Raw genomic sequence first — 19,659 nt, forward strand, 5'->3', positions numbered from 1 at the left:
TGATTACCAGCGCGGGCCACCGTAGTAACCGTGTGGTCGACCGTAGTAGCCGCGTGGCGGGCCGTAATAAACCGGACCTGGCACATAAACCGGTTGTTGAACGTACACCGGCGCAGGCTGGTAGTAGACCGGTGGCGGCGGTTGTTGCACGTAAACCGGTGCCGGTTGAGCGTAAACAGGCTGTTGAACGTAGACCGGCCGGTCCTGGTTGATCAACGCCGAGCCGATGATGGCCGAGCCGACGATCGCGCCAAATACCGCCGGGCCTTGCCAGCCACCGCCGTGGGCTTCTGCCTGACCTGTGATAGCGAATGCACCAATCAACAAGGCCACGATGGGGAGTTTACGAATCATGATAATTCCTCGGTTCTTCGACCCGGCGTCCGGGCCTGCACCAGGCCCAAAGTTGTCGCGGGGATACTTCTATGACAGCGAATTTCTGAAAATCAGCACGGCCGCTGGGTAAATTTTGTGTAAGGTCTGTACCGGCTTCTTTACCGACGGGTCAAAGAGGCACGCGGCCCGTTGCAGACAGGCATTTATGATCGTTCAGAACCCGATGGAATGGCTAACTCCGTCCATCCGAAAGTCCGTTTGAAGGAGAAGTTTCATGCAGATGAATCCCAACAAAGACACCCAGCTGTGCATGTCCCTGTCCGGGCGCCCCGGGAATTTCGGTCTGCGGTTTCATAACCATTTGTATGAGCAGTTGGGTCTGAACTTCTATTACAAGGCGTTCAGCAGTCAGGATTTGCCGGGTGCAGTGGCCGGGATTCGCGCGCTGGGGATTCGCGGTTGCGGCGTGTCGATGCCGTTCAAGGAAGCGTGCATCGCGTTGGTCGATGAGCTGGATGCATCCGCCGCGGCGATCCAGTCGATCAACACTATCGTCAACACCCAGGGTCACCTCAAGGCCTACAACACCGACTACATCGCCATCGCGCAGTTATTGGAAACCCACGCGGTGCCGCAAGACACCACGTTCGCCCTGCGCGGCAGTGGCGGCATGGCCAAAGCCGTGGCCAGCGCCTTGCGCGATGGCGGCTACAAAAACGGTTTGATCGTTGCGCGCAACGAACGCGCTGGCCGGGCATTGGCGGAGTCGCTGGGCTATCGCTGGCAGGCGGAACTCGGCGAAGAACGCCCGCAGATGCTGATCAACGTGACGCCGGTGGGCATGGACGGCGGGCCGGAGGCGGGGCAACTGGCGTTCGAGCCTGAAGTGATCAAGGCTGCCGACACGGTGTTCGATGTGGTGGCGATCCCGTCGGAAACGCCGCTGATCGTGCGCGGTCGGGCCGAGGGCAAGAAAGTCATCACCGGGCTGGAGGTGATTGCGATCCAGGCGCTGGAGCAGTTTGTCCTGTACACGGGTGTGCGGCCGACGGAAGAGCAGTTTGTGGCGGCGGTGAACTTTGCTCGTAGCTGATTATTGATTTTTGCGTTTAGCTATCCGGCCCCTTCGCGAGCAAGCTCGCTCCCACGTTGAAATGCGTTCTACTGTGTGCGAGCTTGCTCGCGAAGGTCGCGGCTCGGTTTTCGATCAGACATCCTTGCCTATACTGCGGCATCAGCAAGCAAAGACTTGCCCCTCATAAAAACCGTGATCGAGGCTCCCCCATGCATCCGCCCATCCTCAACCTGCACCAGGTCGAACTCGAACCCCTGCCCGAAGCTCTCGCTCCCGAAGGCGAAACCGCGGGCCGCTATCAGCAGCGCATGGCGCGCGTCGGCCAGCAGCTGGGCGCGCAGAAACTCGGCTATCGGCTGTACGCCCTGCCGCCGGGCATGCGCGGCAGTCCGTTTCACAGCCATCGGGTCAATGAGGAGATGTTCTATGTGGTGGCCGGCGAGGGCGAGGTGCGGCTGGGTGCCGAACGCTTTGCGATCCGTGCGGGCGATGTGATTGCCTGCCCACCCGGTGGTCCCGAAATGGCGCATCAGATCATCAACACCAGCGACGCGGAGCTGCGTTATCTGGCGGTCAGCACCCAGCAGCAGCCGGACATCTGTGAATACCCGGACTCCAACAAATACGTGGTGATGGACAATTTCAAGGTCGATGCCGAGGGTAACGCGTCAGGCTTTGTTGCCGTGGCGCGGCAGGCGGACGGAGTGGATTACTGGGAGGGTGAATAACCCGTAGATCCCATGTAGGCGTGAGCCTGCTCGCGATGGCGGCCGGTCAGGCAATGAATTTCTGAATGAGCCACCGCAATCGCGAGCAGGCTCACTCCTACAAGGGATTATGGTGATTATTCGAGGCGGGCCAGGCGCTCTTCCAGCGCGGCAATCCGTGCTTCCAGCTCTTCGATGCGCTCAACGCAAACGCCGCTATTTGAGCGCTCCCCGGGATTCTGCCGCGCGGCCAGAATCGCCTCGATGTCCGCTGGATCGCCCAGTGCATGGGTGTAACGGTCTTCGCGCTGACCGGCCTGACGCGGGATCAACACCGCCAGCCCGCGCGCGATCAGGCGTTCAAGCTGATGCACCACTTGCTCGGCATCTTCGAAGTCATGCATGCGGCCGCTGCGGGTCAGCAGCTCGTTGACGGTCTGCGGGCCGCGCAGAAACATCAGCCCGGTGAGAATCACCTGGGCCGGCACCAGTTCCAGCGCCTTGTCGAGCTTGTGCTCCCAGCGATCGGCGCGGCTGCCCATGACCAGTTTGGTGTAACCGTGGCTTTCCAGCGCCCGCAGGCTCTGGCCGACCTGACCCTGGGTCAGGTTCATCACCGGCTCGCGGCTGGTTTTCTGATTGCAGGCCAGCACCAGCGCATTGAGGGTCAGCGGGTAGGTTTCCGGGCTGGTGGCCTGTTTCTCGATCAGCGAACCCAGGATGCGGATTTCCGTGGCGTTGAGCCGGGGTTCGTCGGTGGTGGTTTCAAGTTCGGTAGTCATCGCGCGTTCCCTCTGCAGTCGAAGGCGCCTAGCCTAATCCTTGGCTAACAAAAGGCAAGCCGTGTGGTCATCAAGCATGGCTATAATCGCCTCCACGTTCCACCCAGCCACCACACGAGACTGCCATGACCATTTCCCTGTACGCCGCATCCGTCCCGGTTTTTCAACAAATGCTCAACGCCCTGAGCGATGTCCTGAAAAAGGCTGAAGCCCACGCCACCGAGAAAAACATCGACCCGAACGCCTTCCTGCAAGCGCGCCTGTACCCGGACATGTTCCCGCTGGTGCGTCAGGTGCAGATCGCGGTCGACTTCGCCAAGGGCGTTTCCTCGCGTCTGGCCGAAGTCGAAATCCCGAAATATGACGATACCGAAACCACCTTCGCCGAACTGCAGGCGTTGATCGCCAAGGTCCTGGCCTACATCGGCGAGATCAAGCCGGAGCAGATCAACGGCAAGGAAGGCATCGAAATCGTTACCCGCCCGGGCACCCCGAAAGAGAAGCGCTTCAGTGGCCAGGCCTACCTGCTGAGCTACGGTCTGCCGCAGTTCTTCTTCCACGTCACCACCACCTACGCGCTGCTGCGTCACAACGGTGTTGAAGTGGGTAAACGCGATTACATGGGCGCGTACTAAAACACCCGGCAACAAAAAAGCCCGCCAAGGTTTGTGCCTTGGCGGGCTTTTTGTTGGGTGAATCAAAAGATCGCAGCCTTCGGCAGCTCCTACATTTGAATGCGTTTCCTGTAGGAGCTGCCGAAGGCTGCGATCTGTTGATCTTCAAGCAGAACGCTGAATTTTCTCTTCCTCACCCAAACAAGCCGCTGCGGTAAACAGTACGTCGGTGGACGAGTTCAGCGCGGTTTCCGCCGAATCCTGCAGCACACCGATGATGAAACCGACCGCCACCACCTGCATGGCAATTTCGCTCGGAATGCCGAACAGGCTGCACGCCAGCGGGATCAGCAGCAGCGAGCCGCCGGCCACGCCCGAGGCACCGCAGGCACAGATCGCCGCCACGACGCTGAGCAGGATCGCAGTCGGAATATCCACGGCAATGCCCAGCGTGTGCACGGCGGCCAGGGTCAACACGGTGATGGTGATCGCCGCGCCGGCCATGTTGATGGTTGCGCCCAGCGGGATCGACACCGAGTAGGTGTCTTCATGCAGGCCCAGGCGCTTGCTCAATTCCAGGTTGACCGGAATGTTCGCCGCCGAACTGCGGGTGAAAAACGCGGTGATGCCGCTTTCACGCAGGCACTTGAGGGTCAGCGGGTACGGGTTGCGACGCAGTTTCCAGAACACGATCAGCGGGTTCATCACCAGCGCCACGAACAGCATGCAGCCCAGCAGCACCGCCAGCAGGTGCGCGTAACCGATCAGCGCGCCGAAGCCCGAGGTGGCGAGGGTCGAGGCCACCAGGCCGAAAATGCCCAGCGGGGCGAAGCGAATCACCACGCGCACGATCACGGTCACGCCGTTGGACAGGTCGCCCAGCACTTCACGCGTGGTGTCACCGGCATGGCGAATGGCGACGCCCATGCCGATCGCCCAGGCCAGAATGCCGATGAAATTGGCGTTCATCAGCGCGCTGACCGGGTTGTCGACCACGCTCAGCAGCAGGCTTTGCAGGACCTCGGCGATGCCCCCCGGTGCGGTGACCGCCACGTTATCGGTGGACAGCACCAGATGGGAGGGGAATGCCATGCTGGCGACAACCGCCACCACGGCTGCCGCGAAGGTGCCGAGCAGGTACAGGAACAGGATCGGCCGGATGTGGGTTTCCTGACCATGCTTGTGGTTGGCAATCGACGCCATCACCAGCACGAACACCAGAATCGGTGCCACGGCTTTCAGCGCCGAGACAAACACTTTGCCGATAAACGCAGAACCTTTCGCCGCTTCCGGGGCGAACAGCGCCAAGGCGATACCGGCAATCAGGCCGATCAGGATCTGCGTGACCAGGCTGAGGTTTTTCAGGCGTTGCAATAGAGAAGGGGAAGAAGCGGTCATAACGGCATCTCTGATTTTTTATAGGGTGCAAGGTTGCGTGAAACCGGTGATACATCGGGGGCAGGTCACCGGCACGAACCGAAAGGGCTGACGCGCCATCAACGCTGTTAAACAGGCCGCTGAATAGGGTGTACGTTTTTCAGGGCGCGGACTTTATCACAGCGTAGGCCTGATCCTTCAGGTGTGTGACGATCTGCCACCCGATTGATCGGCAAGTCGGCAGGTTTGTGCAAGTCAGTGCCGAAACACTCTGTTAAGATTCGCCATCCTCATTTTAATAGTTGCCAGCGGGCCGTTCGGTCATCGCTGGTGTCGTCGTTTTGCTGGAGTTGCTCATGCTGTTGCCCATCCTTCTGTTGTCCGCCGCCGGATTCACGGTGCTGACCACGGAGTTCGTTATTGTCGGCCTGCTGCCGGCGATTGCCCGCGACCTGGCGGTAACCATCCCGCAGGCCGGTCTGCTGGTGACGCTATTCGCGTTCACGGTGGCGATGTTCGGTCCATTCCTGACCGCGTATTTCGCCCGCTTCGAGCGGCGCAAGCTGTTCATCACCATTCTGATCATGTTCGGCCTGGCCAACACCGTGGCAGCGCTGGCACCGAACATCTGGGTCATGGCCATCGCCCGACTGATTCCGGCGCTCGGCCTGCCGGTGTTCTGGGCGCTGGCCAGTGAGACCGCGGTGGACATCGTCGGTCCGGATTACGCCGGCCGCGCCATCGCCAAGATCGGCTTCGGCATCGTCTGCGCCACGGTGTTCGGCATTCCGGTGGGCACGTTGATTTCCGACGCGTTCGGCTGGCGCAGTGCCTTTGCGATTCTGGCAGTGATCGCCTTCGCCAAGGCCTTGCTGCTGTTTGTCTACCTGCCGAAAACCAGCCTGCACCAGCATCAGGTCAGCTTCGCCTCGCAGTTCAAGATCCTGCGCAGCCCGCTGATGATCGGCCATGTCGTGTTATCGATCCTGGTGTTCAGCGGCATGTTCACCGCCTACACCTATCTGGCCGACATCCTTGAGCGTCTGGCCGGGTTTAACGGTACCGTGGTCGGCTGGTGCCTGATGGGCTTTGGTGCGGTCGGTTTGATCGGCAACTCGCTGGGTGGCCGTGCGGTGGATCGTCATCCGTTGGGGGCGTCAGTGCTGTTCTGCGCGTTCATGATTGCTGGCATGGTCTCGCTGGTGCCGAACATTCATTCGCCGCTGGGGCTGGCGGTAGCGATGGGCATTTGGGGCGTGACCCAGGCTGCGTTGTTCCTGGTCAGCCATGTGCGCCTGATGAAGGCCGCGCCAGAAGCGCCAGCCTTTGCCGCTTCGCTGAACATCGCCGGGGCCAACCTCGGAATCGGTCTGGGCGCGATGATTGGCGGTCGGGTGATCGACAGTGCCGGTCTGAGCTTTCTCGGCTTCGCTGCAGCCGGATTCATTCTGTTGTCGGTCTTCCTCGCCATGGTGCTGATGACGCTCAAGCCGCGCGAAACCTGCGCCCAGGCGTCATAACGCGGTAAACAGTTCGCGTCGGGCACCTTCGGTAATCGCAACGATGCCGGGGTGCTTGACCTTGCGCTCCACCGAAATGGCGTAGAACGACTCGGTTACCGCGTCGGTCTGGCCAATCACTTCGACGCCGTACTGGCGTTTGACTTCATCGGCAATCACGCTCGGGCCGATGAAAATCCCGCTGCCCGATTGGCCAAAGGCCTGCATCAGGGCGCTGTCATCGAATTCCCCAACGATTTTCGGCTGGATCTGCTGCTCGGCAAACCAGCGCTGCAAACGGCTGCGGACCACGGTTTCCGCGCCGGGAATCAACAACGGTGCGCCGTTGAGGTTGCGCGGAAAGTCCTGCCCGTATTGTGCTGCCAGCTGCGCGGTGGCGAAGAAACTGATCCCGCATTCCCCAAGCTTCTGGCTGTAGCCCTTGATGTCGAGATGCGAGGGCATCGGGCTGTCGGAAATCACCAGGTCCAGACGCTGGATCGCCAGGTCCGCCAGCAGACGTTCGAGTTTGTCTTCGCGGCAGGTGATGCGCAGCGGCTCGTTCAGCTCCATGGTCGGCGCAATCAGGCGATAGACGATGGATTTGGGCACCACATCCGCTACGCCGACGCGGAACAGGATCTGCTGTTCATTGGGCTGGGCGCGCAGCATCAGCTCCAGCTCACCACCCAACTGGAACATCTGTTCAGCGTAGGGCAGGGCTTGGCGCCCGGCTTCGGTCAGCTCCAGTTGGCGGCCGACTCGTTGAAACAGTTCGATGCCATAAGTCTGTTCGAGCAGCGAAATCTGCCCGCTGATGGTCTGCGGGGTCAGGTTCAGCTGTTCGCAGGCGCGCACGATGCTGCCGGTCTTGGCGACCACCCAGAAGTAATGCAGTTGTCGGTAATTGAGCATCACGCGGTTCCCCTGTAGGAGCTGTCGCAGGCTGCGATCTTTTGACGTTTAAAAACAAGATCAAAAGATCGCAGCCTGCGGCAGCTCCTGCATGAATATCTGGATTCGTATAAACCGAAGTATAGCCGCTAAAAATACGAATTTTCCTGAAGTGTTTGACTCCCTAGAATGCCCAGCCAGCGACGAGTGGTCTGTGACCTTGTCTGTTCATTCGAAGGAAGTCTTATGAAATACACAATTCCAGCACTGATGTTTACGTCTTTACTGCTTATGGCCGGTTGTGATCAGGCCGAGAAAAGCGCCCAGCAGTTGATGGGCAAGGCCGCCGAGAGCGCCAAGCAGGCGATCGACGACACGCACAAAGCCGCGGAACAAGCGCTCAGCGACGCCACTGGCGGCCTGATCGAGAAAAAAGCAGCACCGGAAGCAGACGCGGAAAAATCCGAATCTTCCTCCAAGACCATTTAAACCGTCTTACAAAGAGTCAGGACTGACCCATGGAATATCTGTTAGAACTCGCCGCCAGCCCCGCCGCCTGGGTTGCATTGGCCACACTGGTGGTGATGGAGATCGTGCTCGGCATCGATAACCTGATCTTTATTTCGATCCTGACCAACAAGCTGCCTGTGCAGCATCGGCAGAAGGCCCGTCGGATCGGTATCGGCATGGCGCTGATCCTGCGTCTGGCCCTGTTGAGCACCATCGCCTTCATCGTGCAACTGACCGAACCTGTGATCGAAATCATGGGCCAGGCGTTCTCCTGGAAGGACATGATCCTGATTGCCGGTGGTCTGTTCCTGGTGTGGAAAGCCACGACCGAGATCCATCACAGCATGGATCCGGCGCCGGAAGACCCGAAAACCGCGACGTCGACCGTGACCCTGGGCTTCGCTGCCGCGATCGGTCAGATCCTGATGCTGGACATGGTGTTTTCCATCGACAGCATCATTACCGCGGTGGGCATGACTGAGCACTTGCCGATCATGGTGATTGCGGTAGTGGTTTCGGTGATGGTGATGCTGTTTGCGGCTGAGCCTCTGGCCAAGTTCATCAACGACAACCCGACGGTGGTGATGCTGGCTCTGGGCTTCCTGATCATGATCGGCATGACGCTGATCGCCGAAGGCTTCGGCGCCCACGTACCGAAAGGTTATGTATACGCGGCCATGGCCTTCTCGGCAGCGATTGAGGTGCTGAACATGATGTCGCGCCGGACGAAGCAGAAGAAACTGGCTCAACAGGCGTAATCTGCAACAAATCAAAAGGCCGGCTGGACTCCTGGAGTCCAGCCGGCCTTTTTGCCTTTCGCCTTATGTAGGAGCTGCCGCAGGCTCGGGCCGCGATCGGACGATCTTTTGACTTTAAAGATCAAAAGATCGCAGCCTGCGGCAGCTCCTACAGGGGGGCATATCAGGCGACGTGGTAAAGGTTCAGTGCGCAGTCGCGTGGCGCACGCGTTGTTTTTCTGGCTTATGAATCGGGGGCGATTCGACCGGGTGATGGTGGCGCCGCGAAATCCGCAGCACGCCCCACAGCATGGCGGCAGCAACGGCCAGCCAGCCGGCTATCAACATTACGATGGTCATGGTCAGGCTCATCTGTGCCTCCTCTTTGCCCTGCGTCGGGCACACGCTTTTTCAATTCGCTCTGTTTCAGTGACAGTCTAGTCAACGGCGTGTTTCAGACTATTGACCAAAGGTCGGTGAAGACCAATCAGTTCGCTCTATGCAATCGATCGGTCTGCGGTTTAAGGCTATACCGCGGGCGTGCGCCGCCCTATGATCGCAGGCGTTGCCGGAACACGATGACCGGCGTCTGATCAGAGAGTGACGATGGTGCAGGTATTGACTCGATTGCGAGGGGCGCTGCTGGTGGCCGGTTGCGTGGCCGTGTTGGCGGGGTGTGCAGGCAGTGTGGCGCCGCAGGTCAAGCGCCTGCCGGAGCGGGTCGAACTCAGCGGCACGTTCTATCGGGGTGAAGCCAACCAGAGTGGCCCGCAAGTGCTGGCCAGCCTGTTGTCGCAGCAGGGCGTCATGATTACGCCGGGCTTGCTGGAAAAGCCATTGCATCTGCCGGGTGCACAGGATCAGTTGCAGCAGAACCTGCAAAATCTTGCGCGCGAATACGGCATGGTGGTCTATCCGCTGGACAGCAACTTGCCGGCCTTGCTGACCCAGGTGGCGGCCGGTTATCCGGTGATGGTGCGTTTCAGCGAAGGCTCGGCATTCTGGGCTGAACCGCGTTACGCGATCCTTTCCGGTTACGACCGGCGCAAGCAGAAAGTGCTGTTGCGCGCTGGCATGAACCATCGTGAATTGATGAGTTTCAGCTCCTTTGAATCGGCGTTCGAAAAGTCGGGCGGCTGGGCAGTGCTGATCCAGAAACCGTCGCAGATTCCTGCCGAGGTCGATCGCCAGCGCTGGCTCAAGGCGGCGGACGAACTGGCGCAGGCCGGACAGGAGCGTGAAGCGGCGCAAGCCAAAAAGGCCTTGGCCGCACATTAAGCTCCGTTCGTCATCTGCCGGGCACCCTCACGCCCGGCAGGCCTCTCATTGATAGAGCCCGAATGTGCGGGTGAATCAGGAGGCGAGCATGGCAGATTCCCCATCCCCGAAAGGCCCACACTCAAGCGAGCATTCGTCCGGTCATGATCTGGGCTTCGATCCGGATTCCCCGGACCTCGACGATCCCCAGGTTGACCCCGTCGGCCCCGCCAAGGCGCCGAAAGACGTGCAACCCGACGAAGACAGCAAGCGCCCGGCCAAACCTTATGACCCGTTAGCCGATCTGAAACCCTGAAGTGAGGTGCGTATGAGTACCGATTCCAGCTTCGACGATAAACATCCGGACAGTGTGCCGACCACGCCTGAAGAAGAGGTGGACCCGGTACTGGATCCGGACAGCCCGCTGCGTGATCCGTTGGCTCGGCCGAATGTGGTGACGCCTGAGCATCATCGTGATCCGAGTGCCGGTGATGGCATTCCCGATGACGATAAAATGCCGTTACCCAATGATTGAGTGACGGGTATTTAACGACTGGCTAATTACCTCTGTGGCGAGGGAGCTTGCTCCCGCTGGACTGCGCAGCAGGCCTTTCTTGTTAAAAAAGAAGGTCCGCTACGCGCCCCAGCGGGAGCAAGCTCCCTCGCCACCGTTGGGTATTTCGAGTTACTTGGAGGCTTCGACTACGCCGCTCTGGCGACCCTTGAGGTTTTTCTCGGCCTTGTATTGTTGCGCGACCGCCGGGACATTGGTGCTCCGGCCGGTTTCCATCCAGCTGCGGATACGGCTCGCATCGGCGAAATGGGTGTATTTGCCGAACGCATCGAGAATCACCAGGGCGACCGGACGGTTGCTCATCCGCGTCACCAGTACCAGACAGTGGCCGGCGGGGTTGGTGAAACCGGTTTTGGTGATCTTGATGTCCCAGTCGGCCTTGTTCACCAAATGATCGGTATTGCGGAAACCCAAGGTGTAGTTGGGTTTGCGGAACGACACGGTTTTTTCCTTGGTGGTGGTCAGCTCACTGAGGATGGGGTGCTTGCTCGCGGCTACCAGCAGTTTGCTCAGGTCGCGAGCGGTGGAGACGTTGCGCTCGGACAGCCCCGTCGGCTCAACGTAGTGCGTATTGGTCATGCCCAGTGCCTTGGCCTTGGCGTTCATTGCCGCGATGAACGCCGCATAACCGCCCGGATAGTGATGGGCCAGGCTGGCGGCAGCGCGGTTTTCCGAGGACATCAGGGCGATCAGCAGCATCTCGCGGCGCGGCAGTTCGCTCTTGAGTTTGACTCGGGAGAACACACCTTTCATTTCCGGCGTGTGACTGATGTCGACGTCGATCCATTCGTCCATGTTCTGGTGCGCTTCAACCACGACCAGTCCGGTCATCAGCTTGCTCACCGAAGCGATCGGCACGATCACGTCCGGGTTGCTCGAATAGATGACTTTATTGGTCTGCAAATCCATAAGCAGGGCGCTGCCGGAGGCGATCTTCAGTTGCGAGGCATCGCGTGGCGCGGCGGTGGTTTCAGCGGCGTTGACAGTTGGCGTGACGAATGTGCCTGAAACAGCAAAAACCAGGCTCAGGATCGAAAGACGAATTTTCACGCGGGCGAACTCATAAAAGTTGGATATTCCGTTAGTTTGTAACGGGTTATTTCTTCAAAGCGTCGCATTCTAGGAGTATGGCTGAAGATCTGTCGATGGTTGTTTGACTGACCTGAAAATCTCGTGAAAAGGCCTGTAAAAAGAGGGGTTTCCGGCGAACGGTTAGTGTTTTTTCTCAGACACGAAAAACCCCGCACCAGGCGGGGTTCTTTTACCGGGGGAAAACGCCTCAGGCGTGCAGGGTTTCTGCCGCGTAAAGGGTGTTTTCCAGCAGGCAGGCGCGGGTCATCGGGCCGACACCGCCCGGAACCGGAGTGATCCAGCCGGCGCGCGGCAGGGCGGTTTCGTACACTACGTCACCCACCAGCTTGCCGTCTTCCTGACGGTTGATGCCGACGTCGATGACGATCGCGCCTTCCTTGATCCACTCGCCCTTGACCAGGCCCGGCTTGCCGGCGGCCACGACCACCAGATCAGCCCGACCGACGTGGCCGGCCAGATCCTTGGTGAAGCGGTGCGTGACGGTCACGGTGCAACCGGCCAGCAGCAGTTCCATCGCCATCGGGCGACCGACGATGTTGGACGCGCCAACCACCACCGCGTCCAGACCATAAAGGTCCACGCCCGTGCTTTCCAGCAAGGTCATGATGCCTTTTGGGGTGCATGGACGCAGCAGCGGGATGCGCTGGGCCAGGCGACCGACGTTATAAGGATGGAAGCCGTCGACGTCTTTGTCCGGGCGGATGCGTTCCAGCAGTTTGGAAGCGTCCAGGTGCTCGGGCAGCGGCAGTTGCAGCAGCACGCCGTCGATCGCCGGGTCGTCGTTGAGGCGATCGATCAGATCGGTCAGCGCTTGCTGAGTGGTTTCGCAAGGCAGGTCGTAGGCTTGAGAGAGGAAGCCGACCTCTTCACAGTCTTTACGCTTGTGCGAGACATAAACCTGAGAGGCAGGATCGCTGCCGACCAGGATCACCGCGAGGCCGGGAGTGCGCAGGCCTTGCTGGCGACGCTCGGCAACTCGTTGGGCGATCTGCTGGCGCAGGCTGGCGGCGATCGATTTGCCGTCGATTAGTTGTGCAGTCATTGCGCGTGATTAACCATCGAGAGGGGAAAAAAAGAGAACGCATTCTCGCATGTCAGGCGGTGAGGGCAAAGGCGCTTGGTCAGCTAATTCCCCTAACTCCTTTAATTAAATGAATTTTTTTCAAAAAGGATTTGACGACCTTGGGAGCGCTCTATACTATTCGTCGCACTTGTCGGGCACAGCCTAGCACTGGTTAAGAAGGTCGAGCGGAATTACGGTTCTGCAAGACTGGAAAGCATTTAGTTTGTAGTCCTCCAAGAGTACAGATTAATAAGGCGCCCGTAGCTCAGCTGGATAGAGCATCCGCCTTCTAAGCGGATGGTCGCAGGTTCGAGTCCTGCCGGGTGCGCCATTAGGCAGCTTTGGCACAAGTAGCGCGATATGGTGGGCGTAGCTCAGTTGGTAGAGCACGGGATTGTGACTCCCGTTGTCGTGGGTTCGATCCCCATCGTCCACCCCATATTTCGAAAGGCGCCAGATGTAACAGTCTGGCGCCTTTGCTTTAAAAGCTTCATCTGCGGATGTGGTGGAATTGGTAGACACACTGGATTTAGGTTCCAGCGCCGCGAGGCGTAAGAGTTCGAGTCTCTTCATCCGCACCAATTAAAGCTTCATTCATGCCGCAGGCCGGATGAAGTTCAGCAAAGAAGTTGAATGGCTTTTTTGTGATGCAATATGGTGGGCGTAGCTCAGTTGGTAGAGCACGGGATTGTGACTCCCGTTGTCGTGGGTTCGATCCCCATCGTCCACCCCATATTTCGAAAGGCGCCAGATTTAACAGTCTGGCGCCTTTTTTGTTTTACGGCTTGTGGTTTGGCTGTGCAGGGTCTCGGGTCGCAGGGGCGGGGCGTTTCGTCGTGTTTCCGGGCTTGAGGCTGGCGTGCCGACCACCGGCCATGTTTGCGGGATCCGCCGTCAGGGAGATGGCTCGCAGGCGCTTCTATATATAGAGGCGGTTGAAGCAGAGCCCTGGCGTGATGGTCCTTATTCGTCTTCGGGGTGGAGTGCATTGCTGCATTCACACCTATAAATGGCCTGCTGTTTTTTTACCCGTTTTCAGTAGGGTGACTTCTTGAGTTTGACCCACTAGAATGCATGCCCTTGATTCTGGGGTCGGAAACGGCCGGCTAACGTCTGTGCAACGAGGAATATCCATGCAAGTTTCTGTTGAAAATACTACTGCTCTTGAGCGCCGCATGAGCGTCACCGTGCCGGCTGAGCGCATTGAGAGCCAGGTCAACAAGCGTCTGCAGCAGACTGCCCAAAAGGCCAAGATTGCTGGCTTCCGTCCAGGCAAAGTGCCAATGAGCGAAATCAAGCGCCGTTTCGGTGCTGACGCTCGTCAGGAAGCTGTTGGTGATGTCATCCAGTCCTCCTTCTACGAAGCTGTGGTTGAGCAGAAGCTGAACCCTGCCGGTTCGCCTTCGATCGAGCCGAAGTCGCTGGAAGCCGGCAAGGACCTGGAATACGTAGCCGTATTCGAAGTGTTCCCTGAGTTCACCGTTGCCGGTTTCGACGGCATCGCTGTCGAGCGCCTGAGCGCTGACGTGGCTGACGCTGATCTGGACAAGATGCTGGACATCCTGCGCAAGCAGAACACCCGTTTCGAAGTGGCCGATCGCGCTGCGCAGAACGAAGACCAGCTGAACATCGATTTCGTTGGCAAGGTTGACGGCGAAGCATTCGCTGGCGGCTCCGCCAAAGGCACTCAGCTGGTGCTGGGTTCCGGTCGCATGATCCCGGGCTTCGAAGAAGGCCTGGTTGGCGCCAAGGCGGGCGAAGAGCGCGTTCTGAACCTGACCTTCCCTGAGGACTATCAGAACCTGGACCTGGCTGGCAAAACCGCCGAGTTCACCGTGACTGTCAACACTGTTTCCGAGCCTAAGCTGCCTGAGCTGAACGAAGAGTTCTTCGCTCAATTTGGTATCAAGGAAAGCGGCATCGACGGTTTCCGCACCGAAGTTCGCAAGAACATGGAGCGTGAACTGCGTCAGGCCATCAAGTCCAAGGTCAAGAATCAGGTAATGGACGGTCTGCTGGCCACCAACCCGATCGAAGTGCCAAAGGCTCTGCTGTCCAACGAAGTTGACCGTCTGCGCGTGCAGGCTGTTCAGCAGTTCGGCGGCAACATCAAGCCTGACCAACTGCCGGCCGAGCTGTTCGAAGAGCAAGCCAAGCGCCGTGTAGTGCTGGGTCTGATCGTGGCTGAAGTGGTCAAGCAATTCGACCTGAAGCCTGACGAAGCCCGCGTTCGTGAAATGATCCAGGAAATGGCTTCGGCTTATCAGGAGCCTGAGCAGGTTGTGTCCTGGTACTACAAGAACGAGCAGCAACTGAACGAAGTTCGTTCGGTTGTGCTGGAAGAACAAGTTGTGGATACTGTTCTGCAGAAAGCTAGCGTGACCGACAAATCGGTCTCTTACGAAGAAGCGGTCAAGCCGGTAGAAGCTCCAAAAGCCGACTGATTGTTTTTGCGTTAAGAAGTACACACATAAGCCAGCCTTCGAGCTGGCTTATGCGTATTCAAGACATAACTATTTGGGAGTGACTGCAGAGCATGTTCCGTAATTCGTATATTCAGCAGAACTCTGATATCCAGGCCGCAGGCGGCCTGGTCCCGATGGTTGTCGAGCAATCTGCTCGTGGCGAGCGCGCCTATGACATCTACTCGCGCCTTCTGAAGGAGCGCGTAATCTTTCTGGTGGGTCCTGTAGAGGACTACATGGCCAACCTGATCTGTGCGCAATTGCTGTTCCTTGAAGCGGAAAACCCGGACAAGGACATCCATCTTTACATCAACTCCCCGGGCGGTTCGGTGACAGCGGGCATGTCGATCTACGACACCATGCAGTTCATCAAGCCAAACGTATCGACGACCTGCATTGGTCAGGCGTGCAGCATGGGTGCATTCCTGCTGACCGCCGGTGCACCTGGCAAGCGTTACTGCCTGCCGAACTCGCGCGTGATGATTCACCAGCCACTGGGCGGTTTCCAGGGCCAGGCGTCGGATATCGAAATCCATGCCAAGGAAATCCTCTTCATCCGCGAGCGTCTGAACACGCTGATGGCCAAGCACAGCGGTCGTACGCTTGAAGAAATCGAGCGCGACACCAACCGCGACAACTTCATGAGTGCAGAAGCTGCGAAGGAATACGGCCTGATCGACGAAGTCATCAGCCAGCGTCCCGCGTAAAATAAGCAGCTCAAAATAGGGTTGGTCGGCAGGTCCGACCACCAGCGGGCTTGAAAAAGCCCGCAATAGCCTTCATCTTGTGTTGCAAGCCTATCGGATTTGGATCGAACGAATGACTGACACCCGCAACGGCGAGGACAACGGCAAGCTGCTCTATTGCTCCTTCTGTGGCAAAAGCCAGCATGAAGTGCGCAAATTGATTGCCGGCCCCTCGGTCTTTATCTGCGACGAGTGCGTCGACCTGTGCAATGACATCATCCGCGAGGAGGTGCAGGAAGCACAGGCCGAAAGCAGCGCGCATAAATTGCCTTCGCCTAAAGAAATCAGCGGCATCCTTGATCAGTATGTAATCGGTCAGGAGCGTGCGAAAAAGGTTCTGGCCGTAGCGGTGTACAACCACTACAAGCGCCTGAACCAGCGTGACAAGAAGGCTGACGACGTCGAACTCGGCAAGAGCAACATCCTGCTGATCGGCCCGACAGGCTCCGGTAAAACCCTGCTGGCCGAAACACTGGCCCGCCTGCTGAACGTTCCGTTCACCATCGCCGACGCAACCACCCTCACCGAGGCCGGTTACGTAGGTGAAGATGTCGAGAACATCATTCAGAAACTGCTGCAAAAGTGCGATTACGACGTGGAAAAAGCCCAGATGGGCATTGTCTATATCGACGAAATCGACAAGATTTCCCGCAAGTCCGACAACCCGTCGATCACCCGCGATGTTTCCGGTGAAGGCGTGCAGCAGGCCTTGCTCAAGTTGATCGAAGGCACGGTCGCTTCCGTTCCGCCGCAAGGTGGCCGCAAGCATCCGCAGCAGGAATTCCTGCAGGTCGACACCCGTAACATCCTGTTCATCTGCGGTGGTGCGTTCTCTGGTCTGGAAAAGGTTATTCAAAACCGTTCCACCAAGGGCGGCATCGGTTTCAATGCAGAAGTGCGCAGCAAGGAGGAAGGCAAGAAAGTCGGTGAATCCCTGCGTGAAGTCGAGCCTGACGATCTGGTCAAGTTCGGTCTGATCCCGGAGTTCGTCGGTCGTCTGCCGGTCCTCGCGACGCTGGACGAGCTGGATGAGGCTGCGCTGATGCAGATCCTCACCGAGCCGAAAAATGCTCTGACCAAGCAGTATGCCAAGCTGTTCGAGATGGAAGGCGTGGATCTGGAATTCCGGACCGACGCACTGAAATCGGTCGCCAAGCGTGCCCTGGAGCGTAAAACCGGTGCCCGTGGCCTGCGTTCGATTCTCGAAGGTGTGCTGCTCGACACGATGTACGAAATTCCCTCGCAGTCCGAGGTGAGCAAAGTCGTCATCGATGAAAGCGTGATCGAAGGCAAGTCCAAGCCACTGTATATCTACGAAAACAGTGAGCCGACGGCCAAGGCAGCGCCGGACGCGTAAGCGTTCACACTGCCGGAACAAAGAAGGGGCCTTCGGGCCTCTTTTTTTTTATGTCGTTTTTTACATCCGCTTTGCGCTTGTTTTTTTTCAAGGCAGCCCCCATCTTGGTTTCAAGCTTAATTCCATCTGATTACGGCCATATGGCCGCCGTAGAGGCGAAATCATGAAGACAACCATCGAATTGCCTCTCCTGCCATTGCGTGATGTCGTGGTTTATCCGCACATGGTTATCCCGCTGTTCGTGGGGCGCGAGAAATCCATCGAAGCCCTCGAGGCTGCGATGACGGGCGACAAGCAGATCCTGCTGCTGGCCCAGAGAAACCCGGCTGATGATGATCCCGGTGAAGACGCTCTCTATCGCGTAGGGACCATCGCGACTGTGCTGCAGCTGCTGAAGCTGCCGGACGGTACCGTCAAGGTTCTGGTCGAAGGTGAGCAGCGCGGCGCTGTAGAGCGCTTCAGCGAAGTCGACGGCCATTGCCGTGCCGAAGTCTCGCTGATCGAGGAAGTCGACGCCGCCGAGCGCGAGTCGGAAGTCTTTGTGCGCAGCCTGCTGTCGCAGTTCGAACAATATGTGCAGTTGGGCAAGAAAGTCCCGGCTGAAGTCCTGTCGTCGCTCAACAGCATCGATGAGCCTGGGCGCCTGGTCGATACCATGGCTGCGCACATGGCGCTGAAAATCGAGCAGAAGCAGGAAATCCTCGAGATCATCGATCTGTCGGCCCGGGTCGAGCACGTGCTCGCCTTGCTGGATGCCGAGATCGATCTGCTGCAAGTTGAAAAACGCATTCGTGGCCGCGTCAAAAAGCAAATGGAGCGCAGCCAGCGCGAGTACTACCTGAATGAGCAGATGAAGGCCATTCAGAAAGAGCTGGGCGACGGTGACGAAGGTCACAACGAAATCGAAGAGCTGAAAAAGCGCATCGATGCTGCCGGGCTGCCGAAAGATGCCCTGGCGAAAGCCACCGCCGAGCTGAACAAGCTCAAGCAAATGTCGCCGATGTCCGCTGAAGCCACCGTGGTGCGCTCCTACATCGACTGGCTGGTTCAGGTGCCGTGGAAGGCACAAAGCAAGGTACGCCTCGACCTGGCGCGTGCTGAAGACATTCTCGATGCCGATCACTACGGCCTCGAAGAGGTCAAGGAGCGCATCCTTGAGTACCTCGCCGTGCAGAAGCGCGTGAAGAAGATCCGTGGCCCGGTGCTGTGCCTGGTCGGCCCTCCTGGCGTGGGTAAAACCTCGCTGGCGGAGTCGATTGCCCACGCCACCAACCGTAAATTCGTGCGTATGGCCCTGGGTGGCGTGCGTGACGAGGCGGAAATTCGTGGTCACCGCCGGACCTACATCGGTTCGATGCCGGGAAGATTGATTCAAAAGATGACAAAAGTGGGCGTGCGCAACCCGCTGTTCCTCCTTGACGAAATCGACAAGATGGGCAGCGACATGCGTGGCGATCCGGCGTCGGCGTTGCTGGAAGTGCTCGATCCGGAGCAGAACCACAACTTCAACGATCACTATCTGGAAGTCGATTACGACCTGTCCGATGTGATGTTCCTGTGCACCTCGAACTCGATGAATATCCCGCCGGCGCTGCTGGACCGGATGGAAGTCATTCGCCTGCCGGGCTACACCGAAGACGAAAAGATCAATATCGCCGTGAAATACCTCTCGCCGAAGCAGATCGCTGCAAACGGTCTGAAGAAGGGCGAGCTGGAATTCGACGAAGAAGCGATCCGCGACATCATCCGTTACTACACCCGTGAAGCGGGTGTGCGTGGCCTTGAACGGCAGATTGCCAAAGTCTGCCGCAAGGCCGTCAAAGAGCATGCGCTGGAAAAACGCTTCTCGGTAAAAGTGACAGCTGATCTGCTGGAACATTTCCTCGGTGTGCGCAAATTCCGCTACGGTCTGGCTGAACAGCAGGATCAGATCGGTCAGGTGACTGGCCTTGCCTGGACGCAAGTGGGCGGCGAATTGCTGACCATCGAAGCGGCTGTGGTGCCGGGTAAAGGTCAGTTGATCAAGACCGGTTCGCTGGGCGACGTAATGGTCGAATCGATCACTGCCGCGCTGACCGTTGTGCGCAGCCGTGCGAAGAGTCTGGGTATTCCTCTGGACTTCCACGAGAAGCGCGACACCCACATTCACATGCCGGAAGGGGCAACGCCGAAAGACGGTCCTAGCGCCGGTGTGGGCATGTGCACGGCACTGGTTTCGGCATTGACCGGGATCCCGGTGCGCGCCGATGTCGCCATGACCGGTGAGATCACTCTGCGTGGTCAGGTGCTGGCGATTGGTGGTCTGAAGGAAAAACTGCTCGCGGCGCATCGCGGCGGAATCAAGATTGTGATTATTCCGGAAGAGAACGTGCGCGATCTGAAGGAGATTCCTGACAATATCAAGCAGGATCTGCAGATTAAACCGGTTAAATGGATTGACGAGGTCCTGCAAATTGCGCTGCAATACGCGCCGGAGCCCTTGCCGGATGTGGCTCCGGAGATAGTTTCCAAGGACGAAAAACGTGAGTCTGATTCAAAGGAAAGAATTAGCACGCATTAATACGTTTTTGCCTG

At 58.3% G+C, this 19,659-nt stretch carries 20 protein-coding genes and 4 tRNA genes; 17 read left to right on the forward strand and 7 right to left on the reverse strand.

Annotation, left to right across the window (positions count from 1 at the left end):
* Window positions 1-3: 3 nt before the first annotated feature.
* Window positions 4-354, reverse strand: coding sequence for a hypothetical protein (locus NN484_RS11495; protein WP_007965394.1), 351 nt, complete (start codon window positions 352-354; stop codon window positions 4-6).
* Between the two features lie 256 nt (window positions 355-610).
* Here NN484_RS11495 and NN484_RS11500 point away from each other — a divergent pair, with 256 nt between their 5' ends.
* Both NN484_RS11500 and NN484_RS11505 read left to right on the forward strand, forming a co-directional pair.
* On the forward strand, window positions 611-1,429 hold the full coding sequence (locus NN484_RS11500; protein ID WP_274659141.1) for a shikimate 5-dehydrogenase: 819 nt from the start codon (window positions 611-613) through the stop codon (window positions 1,427-1,429).
* Between the two features lie 191 nt (window positions 1,430-1,620).
* On the forward strand, window positions 1,621-2,139 hold the full coding sequence (locus tag NN484_RS11505) for a cupin domain-containing protein (RefSeq protein WP_127652168.1): 519 nt from the start codon (window positions 1,621-1,623) through the stop codon (window positions 2,137-2,139).
* 116 nt (window positions 2,140-2,255) lie between these two features.
* Here the strand turns inward: NN484_RS11505 and NN484_RS11510 are convergent, their stop codons facing one another.
* The gene (locus tag NN484_RS11510; RefSeq protein ID WP_274659142.1) at window positions 2,256-2,900 is read right to left on the reverse strand and encodes a YceH family protein; all 645 of its coding nucleotides are present in this window, start codon (window positions 2,898-2,900) and stop codon (window positions 2,256-2,258) included.
* Between the two features lie 125 nt (window positions 2,901-3,025).
* Here NN484_RS11510 and NN484_RS11515 point away from each other — a divergent pair, with 125 nt between their 5' ends.
* Window positions 3,026-3,535 carry a DUF1993 domain-containing protein gene (locus NN484_RS11515; RefSeq protein WP_007965386.1) on the forward strand — a complete coding sequence of 170 codons (510 nt, stop codon included), beginning with the start codon at window positions 3,026-3,028 and terminating at the stop codon, window positions 3,533-3,535.
* 144 nt (window positions 3,536-3,679) lie between these two features.
* Here the strand turns inward: NN484_RS11515 and sstT are convergent, their stop codons facing one another.
* Window positions 3,680-4,912 (reverse strand): serine/threonine transporter SstT, encoded by a 1,233-nt coding sequence (sstT, locus tag NN484_RS11520; RefSeq protein WP_274659143.1) that lies wholly within the window; start codon window positions 4,910-4,912, stop codon window positions 3,680-3,682.
* 335 nt (window positions 4,913-5,247) lie between these two features.
* Between sstT and NN484_RS11525 the strand changes: the two genes are divergently transcribed.
* Window positions 5,248-6,411 carry an MFS transporter gene (locus tag NN484_RS11525; RefSeq protein WP_127652122.1) on the forward strand — a complete coding sequence of 388 codons (1,164 nt, stop codon included), beginning with the start codon at window positions 5,248-5,250 and terminating at the stop codon, window positions 6,409-6,411.
* Here NN484_RS11525 and nhaR read toward each other — a convergent pair.
* Window positions 6,406-7,305, reverse strand: coding sequence for a transcriptional activator NhaR (gene nhaR / locus NN484_RS11530; protein ID WP_215500982.1), 900 nt, complete (start codon window positions 7,303-7,305; stop codon window positions 6,406-6,408). The two genes, NN484_RS11525 and nhaR, sit on opposite strands and share 6 nt — an antisense overlap.
* 225 nt (window positions 7,306-7,530) lie before the next feature.
* Between nhaR and NN484_RS11535 the strand changes: the two genes are divergently transcribed.
* Both NN484_RS11535 and NN484_RS11540 read left to right on the forward strand, forming a co-directional pair.
* Window positions 7,531-7,773, forward strand: a complete 243-nt coding sequence (locus NN484_RS11535; RefSeq protein ID WP_127652120.1) for a hypothetical protein — start codon at window positions 7,531-7,533, stop codon at window positions 7,771-7,773.
* Between the two features lie 29 nt (window positions 7,774-7,802).
* On the forward strand, window positions 7,803-8,552 hold the full coding sequence (locus NN484_RS11540) for a TerC family protein (protein ID WP_127652119.1): 750 nt from the start codon (window positions 7,803-7,805) through the stop codon (window positions 8,550-8,552).
* Between the two features lie 183 nt (window positions 8,553-8,735).
* On the opposite strand, the gene NN484_RS11545 is transcribed toward NN484_RS11540, so the two are convergent.
* Window positions 8,736-8,903, reverse strand: coding sequence for a hypothetical protein (locus NN484_RS11545; protein WP_215500981.1), 168 nt, complete (start codon window positions 8,901-8,903; stop codon window positions 8,736-8,738).
* Window positions 8,904-9,137: 234 nt separating this feature from the next.
* On the opposite strand from NN484_RS11545, the gene NN484_RS11550 reads away from it, so the two are divergent.
* From NN484_RS11550 to NN484_RS11560, 3 genes are all read left to right on the forward strand, one after another.
* Complete coding sequence (locus NN484_RS11550) at window positions 9,138-9,809, forward strand: peptidase C39 family protein (RefSeq protein ID WP_215500980.1); 672 nt, start codon at window positions 9,138-9,140, stop codon at window positions 9,807-9,809.
* 88 nt (window positions 9,810-9,897) lie between these two features.
* Window positions 9,898-10,104 carry a DUF6021 family protein gene (locus NN484_RS11555; protein WP_215500979.1) on the forward strand — a complete coding sequence of 69 codons (207 nt, stop codon included), beginning with the start codon at window positions 9,898-9,900 and terminating at the stop codon, window positions 10,102-10,104.
* Between the two features lie 12 nt (window positions 10,105-10,116).
* Window positions 10,117-10,323 (forward strand): hypothetical protein, encoded by a 207-nt coding sequence (locus NN484_RS11560; protein ID WP_127652116.1) that lies wholly within the window; start codon window positions 10,117-10,119, stop codon window positions 10,321-10,323.
* 150 nt (window positions 10,324-10,473) lie between these two features.
* Here NN484_RS11560 and pbpG read toward each other — a convergent pair whose 3' ends face one another.
* Together pbpG and folD are read right to left on the reverse strand one after the other, a co-directional pair.
* Window positions 10,474-11,412 carry a D-alanyl-D-alanine endopeptidase gene (pbpG, locus tag NN484_RS11565; protein ID WP_127652115.1) on the reverse strand — a complete coding sequence of 313 codons (939 nt, stop codon included), beginning with the start codon at window positions 11,410-11,412 and terminating at the stop codon, window positions 10,474-10,476.
* Window positions 11,413-11,641: 229 nt separating this feature from the next.
* Window positions 11,642-12,496, reverse strand: a complete 855-nt coding sequence (gene folD, locus NN484_RS11570; RefSeq protein ID WP_127652114.1) for a bifunctional methylenetetrahydrofolate dehydrogenase/methenyltetrahydrofolate cyclohydrolase FolD — start codon at window positions 12,494-12,496, stop codon at window positions 11,642-11,644.
* Window positions 12,497-12,771: 275 nt separating this feature from the next.
* On the opposite strand from folD, the gene NN484_RS11575 reads away from it, so the two are divergent.
* From NN484_RS11575 to lon, 8 genes are all read left to right on the forward strand, one after another.
* Window positions 12,772-12,848 (forward strand) — tRNA-Arg (locus NN484_RS11575).
* A 32-nt stretch (window positions 12,849-12,880) separates the two neighbouring features.
* A tRNA-His gene (locus NN484_RS11580) sits at window positions 12,881-12,956 on the forward strand.
* Window positions 12,957-13,013: 57 nt separating this feature from the next.
* Window positions 13,014-13,098: transfer RNA gene (locus NN484_RS11585), tRNA-Leu, on the forward strand.
* 76 nt (window positions 13,099-13,174) lie between these two features.
* Window positions 13,175-13,250, forward strand: a tRNA-His gene (locus NN484_RS11590).
* A 400-nt stretch (window positions 13,251-13,650) separates the two neighbouring features.
* A complete protein-coding gene (gene tig, locus NN484_RS11595) occupies window positions 13,651-14,961 on the forward strand; it encodes a trigger factor (RefSeq protein WP_127652113.1) in 1,311 nt (436 codons plus the stop codon).
* A gap of 92 nt (window positions 14,962-15,053) precedes the next feature.
* Window positions 15,054-15,689 carry an ATP-dependent Clp endopeptidase proteolytic subunit ClpP gene (gene clpP, locus NN484_RS11600; RefSeq protein WP_127652112.1) on the forward strand — a complete coding sequence of 212 codons (636 nt, stop codon included), beginning with the start codon at window positions 15,054-15,056 and terminating at the stop codon, window positions 15,687-15,689.
* A gap of 112 nt (window positions 15,690-15,801) precedes the next feature.
* A complete protein-coding gene (gene clpX, locus NN484_RS11605) occupies window positions 15,802-17,085 on the forward strand; it encodes an ATP-dependent Clp protease ATP-binding subunit ClpX (RefSeq protein ID WP_003223632.1) in 1,284 nt (427 codons plus the stop codon).
* A 163-nt stretch (window positions 17,086-17,248) separates the two neighbouring features.
* Window positions 17,249-19,645 carry an endopeptidase La gene (gene lon / locus NN484_RS11610; RefSeq protein WP_127652111.1) on the forward strand — a complete coding sequence of 799 codons (2,397 nt, stop codon included), beginning with the start codon at window positions 17,249-17,251 and terminating at the stop codon, window positions 19,643-19,645.
* The last annotated feature ends 14 nt before the right edge of the window (window positions 19,646-19,659 follow it).

Source organism: Pseudomonas serboccidentalis (assembly GCF_028830055.1).
Classification (GTDB): domain Bacteria; phylum Pseudomonadota; class Gammaproteobacteria; order Pseudomonadales; family Pseudomonadaceae; genus Aquipseudomonas; species Aquipseudomonas serboccidentalis.

Bases quoted from the DNA above. Each gene is read 5' to 3' on its own strand.
- NN484_RS11495 (WP_007965394.1), bottom strand. From the start codon at position 354: ATGATTCGTAAACTCCCCATCGTGGCCTTGTTGATTGGTGCATTCGCT.
- NN484_RS11500 (WP_274659141.1), top strand. From the start codon at position 611: ATGCAGATGAATCCCAACAAAGACACCCAGCTGTGCATGTCCCTGTCC.
- NN484_RS11505 (WP_127652168.1), top strand. From the start codon at position 1,621: ATGCATCCGCCCATCCTCAACCTGCACCAGGTCGAACTCGAACCCCTG.
- NN484_RS11510 (WP_274659142.1), bottom strand. From the start codon at position 2,900: ATGACTACCGAACTTGAAACCACCACCGACGAACCCCGGCTCAACGCC.
- NN484_RS11515 (WP_007965386.1), top strand. From the start codon at position 3,026: ATGACCATTTCCCTGTACGCCGCATCCGTCCCGGTTTTTCAACAAATG.
- sstT (WP_274659143.1), bottom strand. From the start codon at position 4,912: ATGACCGCTTCTTCCCCTTCTCTATTGCAACGCCTGAAAAACCTCAGC.
- NN484_RS11525 (WP_127652122.1), top strand. From the start codon at position 5,248: ATGCTGTTGCCCATCCTTCTGTTGTCCGCCGCCGGATTCACGGTGCTG.
- nhaR (WP_215500982.1), bottom strand. From the start codon at position 7,305: ATGCTCAATTACCGACAACTGCATTACTTCTGGGTGGTCGCCAAGACC.
- NN484_RS11535 (WP_127652120.1), top strand. From the start codon at position 7,531: ATGAAATACACAATTCCAGCACTGATGTTTACGTCTTTACTGCTTATG.
- NN484_RS11540 (WP_127652119.1), top strand. From the start codon at position 7,803: ATGGAATATCTGTTAGAACTCGCCGCCAGCCCCGCCGCCTGGGTTGCA.
- NN484_RS11545 (WP_215500981.1), bottom strand. From the start codon at position 8,903: ATGAGCCTGACCATGACCATCGTAATGTTGATAGCCGGCTGGCTGGCC.
- NN484_RS11550 (WP_215500980.1), top strand. From the start codon at position 9,138: ATGGTGCAGGTATTGACTCGATTGCGAGGGGCGCTGCTGGTGGCCGGT.
- NN484_RS11555 (WP_215500979.1), top strand. From the start codon at position 9,898: ATGGCAGATTCCCCATCCCCGAAAGGCCCACACTCAAGCGAGCATTCG.
- NN484_RS11560 (WP_127652116.1), top strand. From the start codon at position 10,117: ATGAGTACCGATTCCAGCTTCGACGATAAACATCCGGACAGTGTGCCG.
- folD (WP_127652114.1), bottom strand. From the start codon at position 12,496: ATGACTGCACAACTAATCGACGGCAAATCGATCGCCGCCAGCCTGCGC.
- tig (WP_127652113.1), top strand. From the start codon at position 13,651: ATGCAAGTTTCTGTTGAAAATACTACTGCTCTTGAGCGCCGCATGAGC.
- clpP (WP_127652112.1), top strand. From the start codon at position 15,054: ATGTTCCGTAATTCGTATATTCAGCAGAACTCTGATATCCAGGCCGCA.
- clpX (WP_003223632.1), top strand. From the start codon at position 15,802: ATGACTGACACCCGCAACGGCGAGGACAACGGCAAGCTGCTCTATTGC.
- lon (WP_127652111.1), top strand. From the start codon at position 17,249: ATGAAGACAACCATCGAATTGCCTCTCCTGCCATTGCGTGATGTCGTG.